13 protein-coding genes are annotated in these 17,724 nt (G+C 40.5%); 10 read left to right on the top strand and 3 right to left on the bottom strand.

All coding sequences use genetic code 11. The annotated features are described in order from the left end of the window. Positions 1–3 precede the first annotated feature (3 nt). On the top strand, positions 4–2,184 hold the full coding sequence (pulA, locus tag JOC77_RS11375) for a type I pullulanase (protein WP_204543314.1): 2,181 nt from the start codon (positions 4–6) through the stop codon (positions 2,182–2,184). A 227-nt stretch (positions 2,185–2,411) separates the two neighbouring features. After that, positions 2,412–3,191: a phosphotransferase family protein gene (locus JOC77_RS11370; protein WP_204543312.1), complete on the top strand. Its 780-nt coding sequence runs from the start codon at positions 2,412–2,414 to the stop codon at positions 3,189–3,191. On the opposite strand, the gene JOC77_RS11365 is transcribed toward JOC77_RS11370, so the two are convergent. Next, the gene (locus JOC77_RS11365; protein ID WP_204543458.1) at positions 3,188–3,466 is read right to left on the bottom strand and encodes a YtzH-like family protein; all 279 of its coding nucleotides are present in this window, start codon (positions 3,464–3,466) and stop codon (positions 3,188–3,190) included. The two genes, JOC77_RS11370 and JOC77_RS11365, sit on opposite strands and share 4 nt — an antisense overlap. A 584-nt stretch (positions 3,467–4,050) precedes the next feature. Here JOC77_RS11365 and trmB point away from each other — a divergent pair. Continuing rightward, positions 4,051–4,692 carry a tRNA (guanosine(46)-N7)-methyltransferase TrmB gene (gene trmB / locus JOC77_RS11360; protein ID WP_204543310.1) on the top strand — a complete coding sequence of 214 codons (642 nt, stop codon included), beginning with the start codon at positions 4,051–4,053 and terminating at the stop codon, positions 4,690–4,692. 752 nt (positions 4,693–5,444) lie between these two features. Continuing rightward, positions 5,445–6,290 carry a YtnP family quorum-quenching lactonase gene (locus JOC77_RS11355; RefSeq protein WP_204543308.1) on the top strand — a complete coding sequence of 282 codons (846 nt, stop codon included), beginning with the start codon at positions 5,445–5,447 and terminating at the stop codon, positions 6,288–6,290. A gap of 47 nt (positions 6,291–6,337) precedes the next feature. Here the strand turns inward: JOC77_RS11355 and JOC77_RS11350 are convergent, their stop codons facing one another. Next, a complete protein-coding gene (locus JOC77_RS11350) occupies positions 6,338–6,649 on the bottom strand; it encodes a hypothetical protein (protein WP_204543306.1) in 312 nt (103 codons plus the stop codon). 162 nt (positions 6,650–6,811) lie between these two features. Here JOC77_RS11350 and JOC77_RS11345 point away from each other — a divergent pair, with 162 nt between their 5' ends. Next, the gene (locus JOC77_RS11345; RefSeq protein WP_204543304.1) at positions 6,812–7,885 is read left to right on the top strand and encodes a M42 family metallopeptidase; all 1,074 of its coding nucleotides are present in this window, start codon (positions 6,812–6,814) and stop codon (positions 7,883–7,885) included. A 57-nt stretch (positions 7,886–7,942) separates the two neighbouring features. Next, the gene (locus JOC77_RS11340) at positions 7,943–8,458 is read left to right on the top strand and encodes a DUF84 family protein (protein WP_204543457.1); all 516 of its coding nucleotides are present in this window, start codon (positions 7,943–7,945) and stop codon (positions 8,456–8,458) included. Positions 8,459–8,607: 149 nt separating this feature from the next. Here the strand turns inward: JOC77_RS11340 and JOC77_RS11335 are convergent, their stop codons facing one another. Next, on the bottom strand, positions 8,608–10,722 hold the full coding sequence (locus tag JOC77_RS11335; RefSeq protein ID WP_204543302.1) for a methyl-accepting chemotaxis protein: 2,115 nt from the start codon (positions 10,720–10,722) through the stop codon (positions 8,608–8,610). 211 nt (positions 10,723–10,933) lie between these two features. Between JOC77_RS11335 and JOC77_RS11330 the strand changes: the two genes are divergently transcribed. From JOC77_RS11330 to murC, 4 genes are all read left to right on the top strand, one after another. After that, the gene (locus JOC77_RS11330; protein WP_204543300.1) at positions 10,934–11,245 is read left to right on the top strand and encodes a thioredoxin family protein; all 312 of its coding nucleotides are present in this window, start codon (positions 10,934–10,936) and stop codon (positions 11,243–11,245) included. A gap of 93 nt (positions 11,246–11,338) precedes the next feature. Continuing rightward, complete coding sequence (locus JOC77_RS11325) at positions 11,339–12,151, top strand: DUF1444 domain-containing protein (RefSeq protein ID WP_204543455.1); 813 nt, start codon at positions 11,339–11,341, stop codon at positions 12,149–12,151. Between the two features lie 436 nt (positions 12,152–12,587). Next, positions 12,588–15,617, top strand: coding sequence for a DNA translocase FtsK (locus JOC77_RS11320; RefSeq protein ID WP_239558716.1), 3,030 nt, complete (start codon positions 12,588–12,590; stop codon positions 15,615–15,617). 493 nt (positions 15,618–16,110) lie between these two features. Beyond that, positions 16,111–17,415, top strand: a complete 1,305-nt coding sequence (murC, locus tag JOC77_RS11315; RefSeq protein WP_204543298.1) for a UDP-N-acetylmuramate--L-alanine ligase — start codon at positions 16,111–16,113, stop codon at positions 17,413–17,415. Positions 17,416–17,724: the final 309 nt, after the last annotated feature.

The raw sequence follows: 17,724 nt of genomic DNA, 5'->3' as shown, positions 1-17,724 counted from the left end.
GCAATGGAGGATTTAAGACGTCCATTCTTAGCTTACTTGGACACAATGAAAGTCATTACTGTTCTATTGCCCTACTCCTACAATAATGGTGAGGCTGATCGATTTTCTATAAAAAGTAAGGATATCATGCTATCTCATCTAGAAATAAAGGAAATCATCCCACTGCCAAATAACAAAAAATATATTTGTGAAACATCTGAGGCTGTCAGTTTTGATCAATCCTATGTGATTGAGGATGGGAATGGATCCCAAACGGATTTGCAAATAGGCGCGGTTATAAGGACAAGAGAATTTGACGATCTCTTTTATTACAGCGGCAATGACTTAGGAATTTCTTTCAGTAAAGAAAAGACTCGTTTTAAACTATGGGCTCCAACAGCAGCTGTAGTGAAGGTTAAATTATATCTGCCAGCTGGCACATCAGCGGGAACTTATTCATGTACAAGGCAGGAAAGGGGCATATGGTCAGCAGAAGTCCCAGGAAACCTCGAAGGCATCCATTATATATATGAGATTTGTGTGAATAAGAAATGGGTGGAGGCTGTAGACCCTTATGCCGTTTCTGTTTCGTTAAATGGCAAAAGAGGGGTTGTTGTCGATTTGGCCAAAACGAACATTGAATGGCCAAAGATTCCTCCGCTTCACTCACCAACGGACGCCATTATTTATGAAGCGCATATTCGAGATTTTTCGATTCATCCTGAAAGCGGAATAACCAGAAAAGGGAAATATGTTGGGTTTGTGGAAGAAGGAACTGTTTCGTCTGACGGCAGCAGTACCGGAATAGACTATTTGCAGGAGCTGGGTATCACGCATGTAGAGCTTCAGCCGGTCAATGATTTTGAAGGAGTCAATGAGACCGATCCCCTTAAGGAATATAACTGGGGCTATAATCCGCTCCACTTTAATGCACCTGAAGGCAGCTATTCTACAAATCCAAAAAATCCATATTCCCGTATTCAAGAGCTTAAGAACTTGATCGCCTCTCTTCAGCAGAAGAACATCCGAGTAATTATAGATGTTGTTTATAATCATGTTTATGAACGGGAAACTTCCCATTTTGAAAAAATTGTTCCCGGCTATTACTTCAGGCATGATCAATTTGGAATTCCCTCCAATGGTACAGGTGTTGGAAATGATTTTGCTTCTGAAAGAAGGATGGCAAGAAAATACATTCTAGATTCGGTAAAGTATTGGTTAAGCGAATATCATGTTAACGGGTTCCGATTTGACCTTATGGGCATATTGGATATAGATACGATGAATGAAGTAAGGCAGATTGCCGATACATTCGACAGGACCTGCGTTATTCTGGGGGAAGGATGGGATTTGAATACTCCGCTGCCCCAGGAAAAAAAATCCATCCTTAAGAACGCCCATAAATTACCAAGGATTGCCCACTTTAATGATTGGTTCAGGGACACAATTAAGGGAAGCACCTTCAATTTATTTGACAGAGGTTTTATCCTTGGCAGCACTCAAAAAATGGATGCAGTTAAGCAGGTCGTTACAGGAAGCATCAGTTTGGAACCCCAAGTCCCAGGCCTATTTCAGCAGCCTTTCCAAACGATTAATTATATTGAATCTCATGATAATCATACTCTTTGGGATAAGCTGTCTTTATGCAGCCCGGATGAAGGGGATGGAGTTCGTGAAAGCAGGCACCGGCTTGGCACTTCGATTGTCCTGTTATCCCAGGGCATTCCATTCCTGCACAGCGGCCAGGAGTTTTTTAGAACTAAAGAAAATATAGAGAACAGCTACAATTCCCCAGACCAAATCAATTGGCTTGACTGGAAGCGTAAGAGTTTATATAACTCAAATGTAGCATACGTAAAAGGACTTATAAAAATTAGAAAAGAGCATGCAGCGTTTCGATTCAATGATGCTGAATTAATAAAAAGGCATATAAGACTGATTTTTCAGGATGAGCATACAGCAGCCTTTCTTTTAGAAGGAGTGGGTCAATTTGGTCCTTGGAAGAACATAGCCGTAACTTTTTATAACGGAGAGCACGAAAAAGATATCGTACTCGATACAGGACTCACCGGACAATGGAAGCTGCTATGCGACGGCACCAGGGCTGGACTGGAGAGCATGAATTGCTCTGAGGCGCTCTCGTTCAAGATGGCTCCATTAAGTGCAAATGTATGGGTTCAGGAAGAAAATCCTTCCTCCTCTTGACGGGTAAACCCTTTATAAACTAAAATTTATTAAGATGGCTATTCTGTCGCTTTCAGAAACCCAAAGCGGCTAGCTGTCTTTTTTGTTATTACATATCCTGTTTCGTATATTCAGGGTTTCTTTTAGAACCAATTGCTAATGGGTTATATAGAATTGAATCATGTAAGAGTATACACCGGGGTACCCATTAAACCCCTGTTAATCCGCAAACATTGAAGGTGAACCATTTGGATTATTTATTAGGCCGGGATTGGGAAATATACCCAGCAGGGGGAGCTACGGGAGAAGCCTTCTTAGCAAAGAATAATGACCAGAAACTTTTTCTGAAAAGAAATTCTTCCCCATTCCTAGCCGTTCTATCAGCTGAAGGAATTGTTCCGAAACTTGTTTGGACAAAGAGGCTTGAAAACGGGGATGTTATTACTGCCCAGCACTGGCTAAACAGCAGAGAACTTAAACCGGATGAAATGAATCAAGAGAATGTCGCTAAACTATTATGGAAAATTCATCAATCCCACCCGCTTTTAAATATGCTAAAACGAATGGGTAAAACGCCTTTAAAACCTGAGGCTCTTTTAGAACAGCTTCAAAATGAGCTGGATAAAAGCCTTGCCGCTGAGCCCGTAATACAGCAGTCTCTTTCTTTTTTAGAAAAGGAATTGGAATATATAAAATGCGAGGAATGGGTGGTCTGCCATTCTGATGTAAATCATAATAATTGGCTGCTGTCACAAACCGATGAGCTTTATTTAATAGATTGGGACGGAGCCATGATAGCAGATCCAGCCATTGATTTGGGAATGCTCCTGTACTGGTATATCCCAAAACAAGAATGGGCCGACTGGCTCCGCTTATACGGAATTGATCAAACTCACGATTTAGAGCTAAGAATGAAATGGTATGTTATATGCCAGACCATCTTATCTATCCAGTGGCATATGAATAAAGAGCGCATTGAGGAAAGCAGATATTGGCTCGAATCACTGAAATCGATCATTAAAAGTTAAGATAACTGTCCAATATCCTCTACCCACTGAGCAATTTGGTTCTGATGCGACAAAATATGGCTGTCTAAATCGGCAGAATTCCTGCCACCCTGGCTATAGCGGTAAACCTCTTCTAAAATGTTTTTTACGCCAGCATCTATGCTGGTATTTACCATTAGAGATTTAATCAGCCTTTCCAGCTGTTCACATTCAGCTACAGATCCACAGCAGTCTGTTTGATGATTATTTAGAATATCTGTTAACAGGGAAACCTGATGTTCGTACGAGAGCGGCATAAAAGCACAACCTTTCTTAGTAAAAGAAGTAGGTAAAAAAAGAAAAAATTCCTTCATAGAATACCTCTTCTTCTTTGCTTTTATACCCTGCGATTTAATGGATGGCTGTAATACCTTTGCAGCCTTTTTTTTCTGTTTATTTGTAAATTTTGAAGCAAATTAATTAGAAAAGCGGAAAGCGGTGCCTGCCTTCTGCTAACTATTTGTAATCTCAGTGATGAAGCTTATATATAGTAAATAACTAAGCGGAAAAGCTGGCAGAGACCCGATAAAGAAGATTTGCTGACTGGCGAGCGATAGCGAAGACAGAAGCTTAGTCGCACTTATGCGCAAGCCTTGAATAAGACGAGCAGGCCGTGAGAAGTGCTTTTTCTTCTCATGGATTGATTGGCCTACTCGAGGGTCTCAGCTTGGAGCTGGACAAAAAGCGATTTGATGTTGACTTATCGTAATGAGGAGAGCGAAGTACACTAGTCGCCAGGCGCTGGATCTGGACATGATGTATGCTGAAATCTTTATACTATAAATGAGCACTATCATTAAATTCTTGTATATAAAAAAGAACCTATTTAAGGAGTGTTACAATGCGTACTCGAAACAAGCCCTGGGCAAAGGATAAATTGGCCCAGTATCCACAATATGCGATTGGGTCTCCCGCAGACTGCCGCGGTGAATGGACAAGTGTATTTGGAAATGATCACCCTATCCATATTGAAGTAGGAACCGGCAAAGGGAGTTTTATTACTGGAATGGCAAAGGCACATCCAAATATTAATTATATTGGAATTGAGCTGTCAGAAAGTGTCATCATCACAGCCTTGGACCGGATTATCGAAGAGGAACTTCCAAATGTAAAGATCATGAATGTAAATGCAAATGACTTAGAGCAATTTTTTAACAAAGGAGAAGTAGACAGAGTTTATTTGAACTTTTCAGATCCCTGGCCAAAAACTCGTCATGAAAAAAGACGTCTGACTTTTAAATCATTCCTGAAGGTCTATGAAAATATCCTCCGCGATAACGGTGAAATTCATTTCAAAACCGATAATCAAGGATTATTCGAATATTCTCTAACAAGCCTTTCTCAATATGGAATGACCCTCCTATATGTCAGTCTCGATCTGCATAACAGCAGCTACGAAGGAAACATCATGACAGAATACGAAAAGAAATTTTCAGAAAAAGGCAGCCGAATCTACCGCCTGGAAGCTAAGTTTAACGCTTAATTTAAGGAAGCTCTGTGAAACTTTGTGTTTCATAGGGCTTTTTTAGTTGCATCAATATCAGAGATTAAGCAGGCTAACCAAACATAAGCATAAATATCAGATGACAATCACAAGTCCAATAAATAATCATAAATAACAGATGACAATCACAAGTCCGATAAATAAGCATAAATAAAAAATCACAATCACAAGTCCAATAAATAATCATAAAAACCAGGAGATAATCATAGGAAAATTAAACATAAGCATAAATCGCTAAAACATAAGCACAAACCTTAAAAACATAAGCGTAAATCTCTAAAACTTAAGCAAAAATTTTCAAAACATAAGCATAACCCCCTAAACAAGTATTGGTTAAAGGCGTTAATACCGCTCATGGAATGAAATTGATAATAAAGATAGGGATTCCACACGTCGATGTTTCTTTTTCTCAAGAAATAATTAATTTTTCGTTGAATAATGATTGAATTCACCCGGAAAGTTGCATCTGGGAAATCTCAAGTGAATTTCCGGCCATAGTATTGACTGGAGTGATGATCCTTATTATGCTGCCGTTAAAAACCAACTTTGTGCACAAAAGTGTCCCATCAGAACACCCAATTTATGACTCGAAAGTTTTATAAGATTTAAGGTGTGCGCCCCCCTCACCGGTTCAAGTGCATTTTACCGAGTACTGCTCCCTGGATAGTTTTTGTGAAAATATTTTAAACTTTCCGAATCTGATGTTACACTTATCGGGAGGAGGGGTTTATGTGGAGACGTTAAAAGCAGGAGGTTTTTCACTGACATGGCTAAACGGCGGGGTGACGAATCTCGACGGCGGAGCGATGTTCGGTGTAGTACCGAAAGCATTGTGGTCTAAGAAATATGCTGTAAATGAATTAAATCAGATTGAACTCAGGACAGATCCTATTCTTATTCAGAAGGATGGGTATAATATTCTAGTTGAAAGCGGCATTGGCAGCGGGAAGCTTTCTGAGAAACAAAAGAGAAATTTTGGAGTGGCTGAGGAGTCTAAGCTCATACAATCTTTAATAGCTCTGGGACTGACTGAAGGAGATATTGATTTTGTGCTGTTAACACATATGCATTTTGACCATGCATGTGGGTTGACAAGGAAAGAGAATGATAGCTGGGTTTCTATATTTGATAAGGCGGAAATTATCACTTCGGATGTGGAGTGGAACGAAGTGCGCAACCCTAATATTCGTTCGGCAAATACATATTGGAAAGAAAATTGGGAGGCTGTTGCACATCAGGTGAAGCCTTTTAACAAAGAGAGGGAAATCATACCTGGACTTAAAATGGTTCATACGGGGGGGCATAGTGACGGCCACAGCATTCTAATCATGGAGGATGAAGGACAAACTCTCATCCATATGGCGGATTTGATGCCAACGCATGCTCACTCCAATGTATTATGGGTCCTGGCTTATGATGACTACCCGATGACTTCCATTGACCAGAAGCAAAAATGGATGACGTATGGCCTTAGCAAGAATGCCTGGTTTACGTTTTATCATGATGCGGTTTATCGTGCGGTAAAGTGGGACGAGTCTGGCAGGACTATAGTTGAAGAACTTGAAAGAAAAAAATAAGATTCAAAAAGAAAAGGGCAGGCTGAGGGATACAGCTGCCCTTCTTTTTAATAAGCCGTTAATTCTAAAATACTTCCAGTTTTGGCATCTGCAACAAACTCGAATTGTTCTTGGAGGCCGTGCGTACTTTTTGTGATCCCTCCACGGTACACTTTATAAGGCAGATCGAATTTCTGGTACATTTCTGGTTTCATTAAAATCCAGGATCCCTGAATTTTTCCGCCTTTTTTCAGCAGGGACTTTACATGGGAAAGGACTTTCTCCGGAGAAGCTTCCGGCTTGTTGTCGAGTAGCTGTTTGGCTGTGTACCCTGCTGCAAAACCAGCGCCAATGCCCAGAAGCAATGATTTCCAATTCATAATTGCACCTCACGGTTAATAGTGTATATTTTCTTAGTTTTGTTTTAGTATAACAGGAATTATTCCAATTTTGCTTAAAGTTAGGCAAAGATATTGGTAAGCGATCTTAAGTTTCTGTAAAATTGCCATGTACATACACAAATACAGCAAGGGGCTGGATATATGAATCAAGAAACATTATCTATGTTTAAAACCTTAACAGAGCTGCCAGGAGCACCTGGGAATGAATATTTAGTACGAGACTATATGAGAAATGAACTAGAGAGATATTCAGATGAGGTTGTTCAAGATAAACTGGGCAGTATATTTGGAGTGAAAAAAGGAAATGGAAGCGGACCGGTCATTATGGTAGCTGGCCATATGGACGAAGTAGGTTTTATGGTAACTGGAATAACGGATAATGGAATGATTAAGTTTCAGCCGCTTGGAGGCTGGTGGAGCCAGGTGCTTCTGGCACAGCGCGTTCAAATTATTACAAAGAATGGTCCAGTTATCGGTGTGATTGGTTCTATTCCGCCGCATTTGCTTCAGGAATCTCAGCGAAATACACCAATGGACATGAAACACATGCTGATTGATATCGGTGCTGATGATAGAGAAGATGTTAAAAGAATAGGCGTAATGCCTGGGCAGCAGATCGTCCCAATCTGTCCTTTTACTCCTTTGGCAAATGAGAAGAAGATTTTGGCTAAATCGTGGGATAACCGATATGGCTGTGGCCTTGCTATTGAACTGCTTAAGGAATTGCAGAATGAAACTCTGCCGAACGTGTTATATTCAGGTGCTACGGTACAGGAAGAAGTAGGGCTGAGGGGAGCTCAGACCGCGGCTCGTATGATAAAACCCGATCTTTTCTTCGCTCTTGATGCAAGCCCTTCAAATGATATGTCCGGTAACCGCAATGAGTTTGGCCAGCTTGGAAAAGGAGTGCTTCTTCGCATATTGGATCGTACAATGGTTATGCATCGGGGAATGAGAGAATATATCCTTGAAACCGCTGAAGATCATAATATACCTTACCAGTACTTTGTTTCAGCCGGCGGCACGGATGCGGGAAGTGTACATCTGACCGGAGAAGGTGTGCCAAGTGCCGTGATCGGAATATGTTCTCGATATATTCACACGGCTGCATCTATGATTCATGTGGATGACTACGCAGCTGCCAAGGAACTTCTTATAAAGCTGGTAAAAAATGCTGATAAAACGATGGTGGAAACCATCCACAGCAACGTTTAACCATTTTCCTGGGACGGCTCCCTTACCATACATTAATTTAAAAGGATGAGTGTTTTGATTAAAGCTGCAATAGGGAGTGAAAATTCTGCAAAGGTAAAAGCGGTGGAAGATGTGATCGATAGCCGCTTGATCAGCCTGACGGCTCTGAATGCAGAATCAGGAGTTGCTGAACAGCCTTTTTCTGACGAAGAAACGATAAGCGGTGCAATCAATAGGGCTGCATTTAGCCTGGAGCATGAGAACGCTGATATTGGTATCGGCTTAGAAGGCGGGGTAGTCGAGACAGACCGTGGAGTTTTTGTATGTAATTGGGGTGCTCTTGTAACAAAAGAAGGAGACACATTCATTGCGGGAGGAGCACGGATTCCTCTGCCTGCGGCAGTGGCAGATAGGCTGCTTGCTGGTGAAGAATTGGGCCCCATTATGGAGAATTACACGAAGAAAAATAATATCCGAAAAGAAGAAGGAGCGATTGGCGTATTCACTAATGAACGAATTGTCAGATCTGAAATGTTTGTGCATGTGGTGAAAATGCTGATCGGACAATGGGAATACAGCCAGGTGCGTAGATAAGGATTACTTTTTATAAGGACGCTAAAACATATAAGATGAAGCTCAATGATCTAGAAGAGTACAGTGTTTACATAAGATAAAAATGGATTCAAAAAAAGGACAGTCCCGATAAGCAGCTGGGGCTGTCCTTTTTATCCTTTAGAAAATTATTATGATTTTTTCCTTTTTGACAAGGACGGAATTTTCTTTACCAGTTTTTTTAATTTCACTTTGCTAAAAATGTTATATTCTCTTTTTCTGTCTGTTCCTTTTTCTGAAGGTGTGATCTTATCCTGGTTTAAATCAATTCCTTCGAGCTGGAACTGAGAAACTATAGCCTGGAGGCCGGATGCTATGTTGCTTAAGGCTGAAGCAGCTTCATTGACTTGAGAGATTGCAAGCAATTGAGTTTCACTTGAAGCGCTGACTTCTTCCGAGGCTGCAGCAGATTGTTCCGAGATTTCATATACAGTTTCCATTTGTTCCGAAAGTATATTATTTGAGCTTTGGATACCTGTAATAGACTGCTGGACCGCGGAGATCTTCGTATTGATACTGGAAACGTTCTGCACAATGTTTCCAAACGCATTTTTAGTCAGGTCAACGGAAGTGCTTTGTTTTTCTTTATATTCGTTAAATTTCTCTGCTTCATACATGAGCTTGGCCATTTGCCCATTCATATTCTTAATTACCTTTTGGATGTTTTGCGCCTCAGATTTTGAGCGCTCCGCAAGCTTCCTTACCTCACTGGCAACTACCGCAAAGCTGCGGCCAGCTTCTCCTGCTCTTGCAGATTCTATAGCAGCATTTAAAGCAAGCAGATTCGTATTTTCCGCAATTTCTTGAATGGTTCCTACAATACTTGAAATTTCCTGCGACTGCTTTGAAGCATTTTGGATCTGCAGGGTAAGGTGGTTGGCCAGCTCAAGAAATTGATCTGAAGTTAACTGAAGGCTTTGGATTACATCCAGCCCTGACTGTCCTTCCAATTCTGTTCTCTTCGCTTCGAGTGCAATATCATGCGTTAGTTTTTCAGATTCATTAATGGATACAGTGACATTTTTAATGATTGTATTACTTTCCTCCAGCTGTGTTGTTTGGCTGGAGGCTCCTATAGCAACCTGTCTGATGGCCTGGTTCACTTCGTTCGACTGTGCAGAAGTTTCTTCCGAAATGGCAGCGAGATTTTGCGAGGAAGAGTTTAGCTTGTCTGCAGAATGCATGACATCAGTCAAAGAAATCAGGACCTTTTCCGCCATCTGGTTAAAGGTATGAGCTAATTCGCCCATTTCATCATTTGTGACTTTTTTAACACGGTGGGTCAAATCACCTGAACCGATTTTCTCAGCGCCGCTTTTCAGGGACGCAATAGAGGCACTGATGGCTCTAATGAGGAATATGCCAATGCTCAGCAGCACAGCAACAAGTAGAAAGCTAATAAGCATCGAACTAATAAACATAAATCGGGATTGATTGTTGAGGCTTTTAGTTAATTCTTGCTGGGCTTCTCCCACTTTTTGGTCTACTTCTAGTGCTGCTTTCTCAATAGCGGTGCCAGCTTTATCAAAGGATTCAATATAGTCATCTGTAATGTAATAGTTGGCAACCATGATTTTTGTTGAATTATGGAATGTATCAAATAAAGCCAGCAGGGACTTTTTTTGGTCTTGATTTAATTTAGATTCGGAGACATTTTGTTCGAATGAACTGGAAAGCAGTAAAAATTGCTTATATAGATCTTCATCTTTAGTGGCAAGATATTGTTTTTCATACATCGTAATCTCTGCAAACTGATTGGATAGCTGTCCATCCTTATTTTTTGCAAAATAAGCAAGAATCGCATTCTCTGCCTCGGCGATTTCTCCCTTTAAACCCTGATTCTGATTATATCCAATTTCCTGATACATTTTTATGAGAGTTATGTATTGTTCTCTATAACTGGAGGCACTTTCTTCAATTTTCTTAAATTGTACTGATAGTTCTGGATAGTCTTTATATTTTTTGGCCAATTCTTTTGATTTAGTTCTGATTTGAGAATTATTTCGTATAGCTATATCAGCTGTCACTTGCATCGGTTCACGAAGATATTGCTGTTCAAACTTTCTGGTCACAGCCATATTATATTTAATATCCTTGCTTGCCCCTACTGCATCATATAGCAGGATTTGCTCTTTTTTTGCGTTGTTTTGAATGCTATTGGAGATAATGTTGAATATGCTTAACAAAATGGATCCGGTTAGCGAAATGATAAGGATAAATCGAACTTTTGCTCTAATGGTTTTCATTGCTTCCCCCTGCCTTTTTACATGCACTATGGATTAATTTTCCTATTTGTTTAAATTTAATTTATTTTTTGACAATTAACAACATAATTCTTCAATACACGCATATGCTTGTGAACCGATACTTTTTAATAGTCTATCTGATTAATGTTTGATATTATCAGGCTATATATAAATAATCGGCAGAATACAGAAAAATGAAGGAGTTTTTATCATGAAAAAACTTGAATCAGCTGAACAATTTCAGGAGTTAAAGAATACGGGGAAATCAGTATTTTTATTTTCAGCAGACTGGTGCCCGGATTGTAGGTTTATTGAACCATTTATGCCTGAAGTGGAAGAAAAATATAAAGACTTTACGTTTACATATGTAGATAGAGATCAATTTATAGATATTTGTGCTGAAAACGATGTTTATGGCATACCGAGCTTTATTGCCTATCAAAATGGCGAAGAGCTTGGACGTTTTGTCAGCAAAGACCGAAAAACTCAGGAAGAGATTGAGAAATTCATTGAAGCTTTATAAGTAAATCAGCCCGCACCTTCCTGAAGCCTGCTGGCTATTTGGGAAAGTTGCGGCTTTTAAAAATCACCGGCTGGGAGGTAGATTGCGGTGAAAATGACAGCTGTTAAAATGAAGAACATCCTTATAGAAAAATTACAAAACCCTGAACGCTCTTTCCAATGGGATAAGGAAAAGGATACTCTTCGAATTATCAATGATAAAACGGGAAAAGGTATCACGGTCACTCTTTCCGGAATTATCGCCAATTGGGAGACAGGTAAAGAAAAGGCAATTGAAGAAGTTGTTTATTACGTGAATGAAGGGTTATCGGTGATGGGGGAAACTCATTCCTTGCAAGGAAATGAGAAGAATATCCTGCCGGTTATACGTTCTGCCTCCTTTCCACAGGAGTCAAAAGAAGGAGTGCCCTTTCTCTTCGACAGTCATACGGCAGAGACTAGAATTTATTACGCACTGGATTTAGGAAAAACCTACCGTCTGATTGATGAACAAATCATTCACAAAGAAGGATGGGAAAAAGAAAGAATTAGAGAAATTGCCCGCTTTAATGTCAGGTCACTGTCTGTTTCTCTAAAAGAAGACCAGGTTGCAGGAAATGTATTTTACTTTATGAACACAAATGATGGATATGATGCCAGCAGGATTCTGAACTCATCGTGGCTTGATGCAATTAAAAGCGAAATCTCCGGAACGATGGCGCTGGCTGTTCCTCATCAGGATGTTCTTATAATTGCTGACATCCGGAACCAAACTGGGTACGATATACTGGCGCAGATGGCTATGAGTTTTTTTGCAAGTGGACATGTTCCTATAACTGCGCTATCTTTCTTATATGAAGATGGTGAATTAGAACCTATTTTTATCCTTGGAAAAAACCAGCCTCAAGAAAATAATACGAACAAATGATAAAAACCGCCTGCAGCGGTTTTTTATTTTTTCGCAAAAAGATACACCTTTGCTGAAATTAACAATTTCTCGTTACCTGCCGAAATATGCAGAGTAGGCATATTTTAGAAATAAATCGAGCCTTTAAGCTTAGTTTAAGGTTCAGCGGGAAAGGGAAAATGTTTTCGGCGGGTTAAAAAAGAGGTTGGAAGCACTGTGATAATCCAGATAAACCCATTCTTTATATACATTTAACTAATCTTATTATTTTACTCGAAATTTTCTAAAATACTGTTAAACTAGAACAAAAGCATACAAAACGCAAATATTTGACAGTGTCTTTTTCTTTTCCTTGTTAATAGGAAGATATCATACATACCGGGCTGGATGTACTTATGCCAAAAACACAGAACATTAAACTAATCTGACTAAGACATAAATAGAAAGAGTGATTTCATTGAAATGGCTAATGAAAAAGCTATCAAATATCTTCCATCATGAAGAGGAGATTATTGAGGTTGAGGAAATCATTGTAGATGATTCCATGGAAGCTGAAGAACTGCAGCGTAAAATTGAACAAGCAAAAGCAAAGATCATAGAATCCGGTTCACCTGGCGGCAAGAAAAAGCCTGCCATGCCTGAACCGATTATTGAAGAATATGTACCAAAAGAACATAAGAATTATAAACCAATCGTGCCAATAATCGGTGAGGCATCTCGGCAAAAGCGGGATGTGGATGCGAAGATTTCGTATCAATATCCGAAAGGACAATTCCGCTTTCCTGTTATTTCTGATGAGGAAGCTCGTACAAAACGTAAATCTGGAATCCGTGAGCCTGATCGGAGGAGCTCCAAACAGAAACAAAAAGCGCGCGGAGCAGAAAAGCCGCTGCCTGATTATACAACAGGGAATAGAGGAAATTCTTCTGCCAAAATTGAACCCAAGAAACGCCCTTTTAGACCAACGGAGATACCATCGCCAATTTACGGCTTTAAACAGAGGCCTCCGAAAGAGGGAAGAGCCGATGTACCGTCCGTACCTGTATATGAAGATCAATTGTCCGCTGATTTATTGGATAACATTGCTCCATTAACTGGACATAATGAGGCTGCTCCTATTCCCGGATTAATCTATGAATCTCAGAAATACACGGAACCACGTCATTCGTTCGAAAAGGAAGAAGTATTTTCAAATACTCCTCAAAATGAGGCAGATGAAAAAGGCAGTGAAATACAGCTGGAAAGCGGTCATCATTACTTAGTCAGGCCCGTACATCATTCTTCTGGAATTGAAAGTGCTGACCTGCAGACAGATGGGAAATTAAACAGTGAATACCTGGATAGAGCCGAGCAGCAGCTGAAGGATGAGGCAGAACCTATTCAGCACAGCACGATTGAAGAGGAAGAAGCTGTCCAGCTGTATCAGAGCGCAGAAAGCGAACCTGAGACTTACGAAGAAGTATATGAGGAACAGACAGCAACACCTATTCAGCACAGCCCGATTGAAGAGGAAGAAACTGTCCAGGTGTACCAGAGCGCAGAAATCACACCTAAGACTTACGAAGAAGTATATAAGGAACAGACAGCAGAACCTATTCAGCACAGCCCGATTGAAGAGGAAGAAGCTGTCCAGCTGTATCAGAGCGCAGAAAGCGACCCTGAAACTTACGAAGAAGTATATGAGGATCAGACAACAGAACCTATTCAGCACAGCCCGATTGAAGAGGAAGAAACTGTCCAGCTGTATCAGAGCGCAGAAAGCGAACCTGAGCTTCCTGTCGAAGAAGTATATGCGGAACCTTTGAGCAGCAGCGAACAGGAAGATAAGCAGACAGCGGTGTTAAATGAACCTGAACCCGAAAAGAAAAGGAAAACAATACCCTTTAATGTAGTGATGCTCAAGCAGGATAAGAAAAAGCTTCCGAATAAATATACTCCTGCCAAAGCAAACAACAGCCAGAAGAGCACTGTGCTTCCGATCAAGGCGAAAATGGAGCATAGAACTGTAAAAGAATCCAGTATGGAGTTTACGAACGAGGGAGAAGACCTGTCCCATATGGCGGGGAAGTATACATTTCCGTCCATAGATCACCTGACTCCTGCAGCTTTTGTTGAAGATGACCGGGAATGGCTTTTGGAGCAATCCGAAATTTTAAATGAAACTCTATTAAATTTTAATGTAAGAGCCAAGGTAGTAAATGTGGCACAAGGACCTTCTGTGACAAGATTTGAGGTACAGCCGGAGCCAGGGGTAAAAGTAAATAAGGTAACCAATTTGGCAGACGACATAAAGCTTAGTCTTGCCGCGAGGGATATAAGGATGGAAGCGCCGATACCAGGCAAGCATACAATTGGAATTGAAATTCCTAACAGAAAAAGCAAGCCTGTTTTTCTTAGAGAAGTTCTTGAGAGCGATGCTTTCAGAGAAGAGAGCTCACCTCTATCTGTAGCATTAGGCTTAGATATTTCAGGGGAACCTATTGTAACGGATCTTAGAAAAATGCCTCACGGGTTAATTGCAGGAGCTACTGGTTCAGGAAAAAGTGTATGCATCAATACTATGCTAGTCAGTCTATTATATAAGGCCGCGCCACATGAGCTTAAATTATTATTAATTGACCCTAAAATGGTCGAGCTTGCTCCGTATAACCATATTCCTCATCTTGTAAGCCCGGTAATTACGGATGTTAAAGCAGCTACCGCTGCTCTAAAATGGGCTGTAGAGGAAATGGAACGCAGATATGAGGTGTTTGCTCATACCGGTGTCAGGGATATTAACCGCTTTAATCAAAAAGCCGAGCAGGCCGGTCAATTTTCTCAAAAACTTCCTTTAATTCTCATTATTATTGATGAGCTGGCTGATTTAATGATGGTAGCCCCAGGAGAAGTGGAAGAAGCGATCTGCCGGATTGCACAAAAAGCGCGTGCATGCGGAATTCACTTAATATTAGCGACCCAGAGACCGTCAGTGGATGTTATTACTGGACTTATTAAGGCAAATATTCCAACTAGAATTGCATTCTCTGTTTCATCTCAGATTGATTCTAGAACGATCATTGACACAGCGGGAGCAGAAAAACTGCTCGGGCGCGGGGATATGCTGTTTGCTGAAAATGGCTCTTCCAAAACGGTTAGGATTCAGGGGACCTTTGTCTCTGATGACGAAATAGACCAGGTTGTAGAGCATGTCAAGATGCAGCAGGAGCCGCAGTATCTATTTGAGCAGGAAGAACTCATGAAGAAAACGCAGATTGTTGAGGATGCTGATGAATTGTTTTTTGATGCCTGTGAATTTGTAGTCAATCAGACTATGGCCTCAGCATCCAGTCTGCAGAGAAGATTTCATATAGGCTATAATAGAGCTGCCAGGTTAATTGAGATGATGGAAGTTAAAGGAATTATCTCTGAAGCAAGAGGCAGTAAACCAAGAGAAGTATTAATTTCCGAAGACGAACTTGAATATATAAATGCGAATACCATGGCCTAGTTCATGGTATTCTTTCTGTGAAATATAAAAAGAATAGTATAGTATAAAGAATACGATGCTTGTCTTATCGGGATCCCTTTCATGAAATTACATACATGCCTTCATCTGAGGTCATAAATCAGCTTGTACGGCCCGAATGCTTGCCCTTAGAACATCAGTGGGAGCATTTGTATATAATGATCTAAAACCCTTTTAAATTTATAGTTGTGCATTCTTATTTATCCAGTCTGCAAAAAGCTGGTTTGTACCAGCGCAGACTAAGGCACACTGCTTATGAACGATATCAACGTGAAAAAGTGGAATCAATGCCCTGCGGCATTTAGTTTAAACTATGTTATAATGCTATTCATGGATGAGAGAGTTTTAAAATGTTATAATTAACAAGCTGTATTTAATTGTCCCTATCGAACAAGAAAATCTATTAACATCTACAGACTAAAAAAGATCACGTCCTTTACTGTCATACAGTAGACGATTGCTGGAGGTTCTCTCTATGACTGTTTATCATTTTGTTGGAATTAAAGGATCTGGAATGAGCGCACTGGCTCAGATCCTTCATGATATGAACTATTCAGTTCAAGGTTCAGATATAGAAAAACACTTCTTTACCCAGGCTGGATTAGAACGTTCAGGAATTAAAATATTTCCATTCGATGTGGAGAATATTGAACCAGGAATGACTATTATTGCAGGCAATGCTTTTCCAGACAGTCACATGGAAATCCAGCGTGCAATGGAGCTTGGTCTCCCTGTTATCAGGTATCACCGCTTTTTAGGTGATTTCATGAAAAACTTTACAAGCGTAGGAATTACAGGAGCCCATGGAAAGACGTCCACTACAGGGTTATTAGCCCATGTTATGCGGGGCGCGAAGCCGACATCCTTTTTAATTGGCGATGGTACAGGCAAGGGTGATGAAAATGCTCAATATTTTGTATTTGAGGCATGCGAATACCGCCGTCATTTCCTATCTTATCATCCGGATTATGCGATCATGACAAACATTGATTTTGACCATCCGGATTATTTCTCAAGCATAGAAGATGTATTTCAAGCGTTCCAGGATATGGCCTTACAGGTTGGAAAAGGGATTATCGCATGCGGCGATGATGAACAGCTTCAGCGTGTTCAAGCTAAGGTACCTGTCCTGTTTTACGGCTTCAGCGAGGAAAATGATTTCCAAGCAAGAAATGTTTCTACGTCTGGCGAGGGTACGTCATTTGAAGTATATGTTAGGAATACGTACTATGAGTCCTTTTCCATTCCAACCTTTGGAAACCACAACGTTCTAAACGCTCTTGCCGTCATTGCTTTGTGCCAGTACGAAGATATTGAAGTGGAAGCTGTGAAGCAGCAGCTTAAAACTTTTACAGGGGTTAAACGCCGGTTTTCCGAAAAGGAGCTGGGCCATCAAATTATTATTGATGATTATGCCCACCATCCGACGGAAATCACTGCAACAATTGACTCAGCCCGTAAGAAATACCCTAATAAAGAAATTGTGGCCGTTTTTCAGCCGCATACCTTCACAAGGACTCAAACCTTTCTTTCCGATTTTGCTGACAGCCTGAATCTGGCTGACAAAGTTTATTTATGTGAAATCTTTGGATCGGCCCGTGAAAATCAGGGGAAATTATCCATTGAGGATTTAAGAGAAAAGATTCCTGGTGCTGAGCTGCTTAATGAAGAAAATACCGCACCGCTGATGGAACACCAGAATGCCGTCATCTTGTTTATGGGAGCAGGGGACATTCAAAAATTCCAGGTGGCCTATGAGGATCTAGTTTTACCTAAATAAAAAAGAAATCCACATTCTGTAATGGAATGTGGATTTTTTAATAAGAAAGAGAAAAATTGTTTGAAAAGCTAAGCCAAAAGCTTAACCTTTTGATCACATATTATTCAGAAAGGCACCGTTCTCTGCTTTTCGTTTTGTCCAGCTGCGAACTGCCTTCCTCGAGTCATAAGCCAATCAGTCCATGGGAGGGAAAGGCGCCTCCCACGGCCTGCTCGTCTTATGCTTGTCGGAAGGCTGCCTTTCTTATCATTTTTGTGTATGAATAAGTAGTCTTTGAAACCTAAAAATACCCCAGAATATAGATATTAT

It is taken from the genome of Peribacillus deserti (assembly GCF_016909175.1).
Lineage (GTDB): Bacteria > Bacillota > Bacilli > Bacillales > DSM-1321 > Paraperibacillus > Paraperibacillus deserti.
This window is presented reverse-complemented; position numbering and strand designations above follow the sequence as displayed.

Excerpts from the sequence above, each read along its gene's own strand:
- pulA (WP_204543314.1), top strand. The coding sequence starts at position 4 with ATGGAGGATTTAAGACGTCCATTCTTAGCTTACTTGGACACAATGAAA.
- JOC77_RS11365 (WP_204543458.1), bottom strand. The coding sequence starts at position 3,466 with ATGCCGCTCTCGTACGAACATCAGGTTTCCCTGTTAACAGATATTCTA.
- trmB (WP_204543310.1), top strand. The coding sequence starts at position 4,051 with ATGCGTACTCGAAACAAGCCCTGGGCAAAGGATAAATTGGCCCAGTAT.
- JOC77_RS11350 (WP_204543306.1), bottom strand. The coding sequence starts at position 6,649 with ATGAATTGGAAATCATTGCTTCTGGGCATTGGCGCTGGTTTTGCAGCA.
- JOC77_RS11345 (WP_204543304.1), top strand. The coding sequence starts at position 6,812 with ATGAATCAAGAAACATTATCTATGTTTAAAACCTTAACAGAGCTGCCA.
- JOC77_RS11335 (WP_204543302.1), bottom strand. The coding sequence starts at position 10,722 with ATGAAAACCATTAGAGCAAAAGTTCGATTTATCCTTATCATTTCGCTA.
- JOC77_RS11330 (WP_204543300.1), top strand. The coding sequence starts at position 10,934 with ATGAAAAAACTTGAATCAGCTGAACAATTTCAGGAGTTAAAGAATACG.
- JOC77_RS11325 (WP_204543455.1), top strand. The coding sequence starts at position 11,339 with ATGACAGCTGTTAAAATGAAGAACATCCTTATAGAAAAATTACAAAAC.
- murC (WP_204543298.1), top strand. The coding sequence starts at position 16,111 with ATGACTGTTTATCATTTTGTTGGAATTAAAGGATCTGGAATGAGCGCA.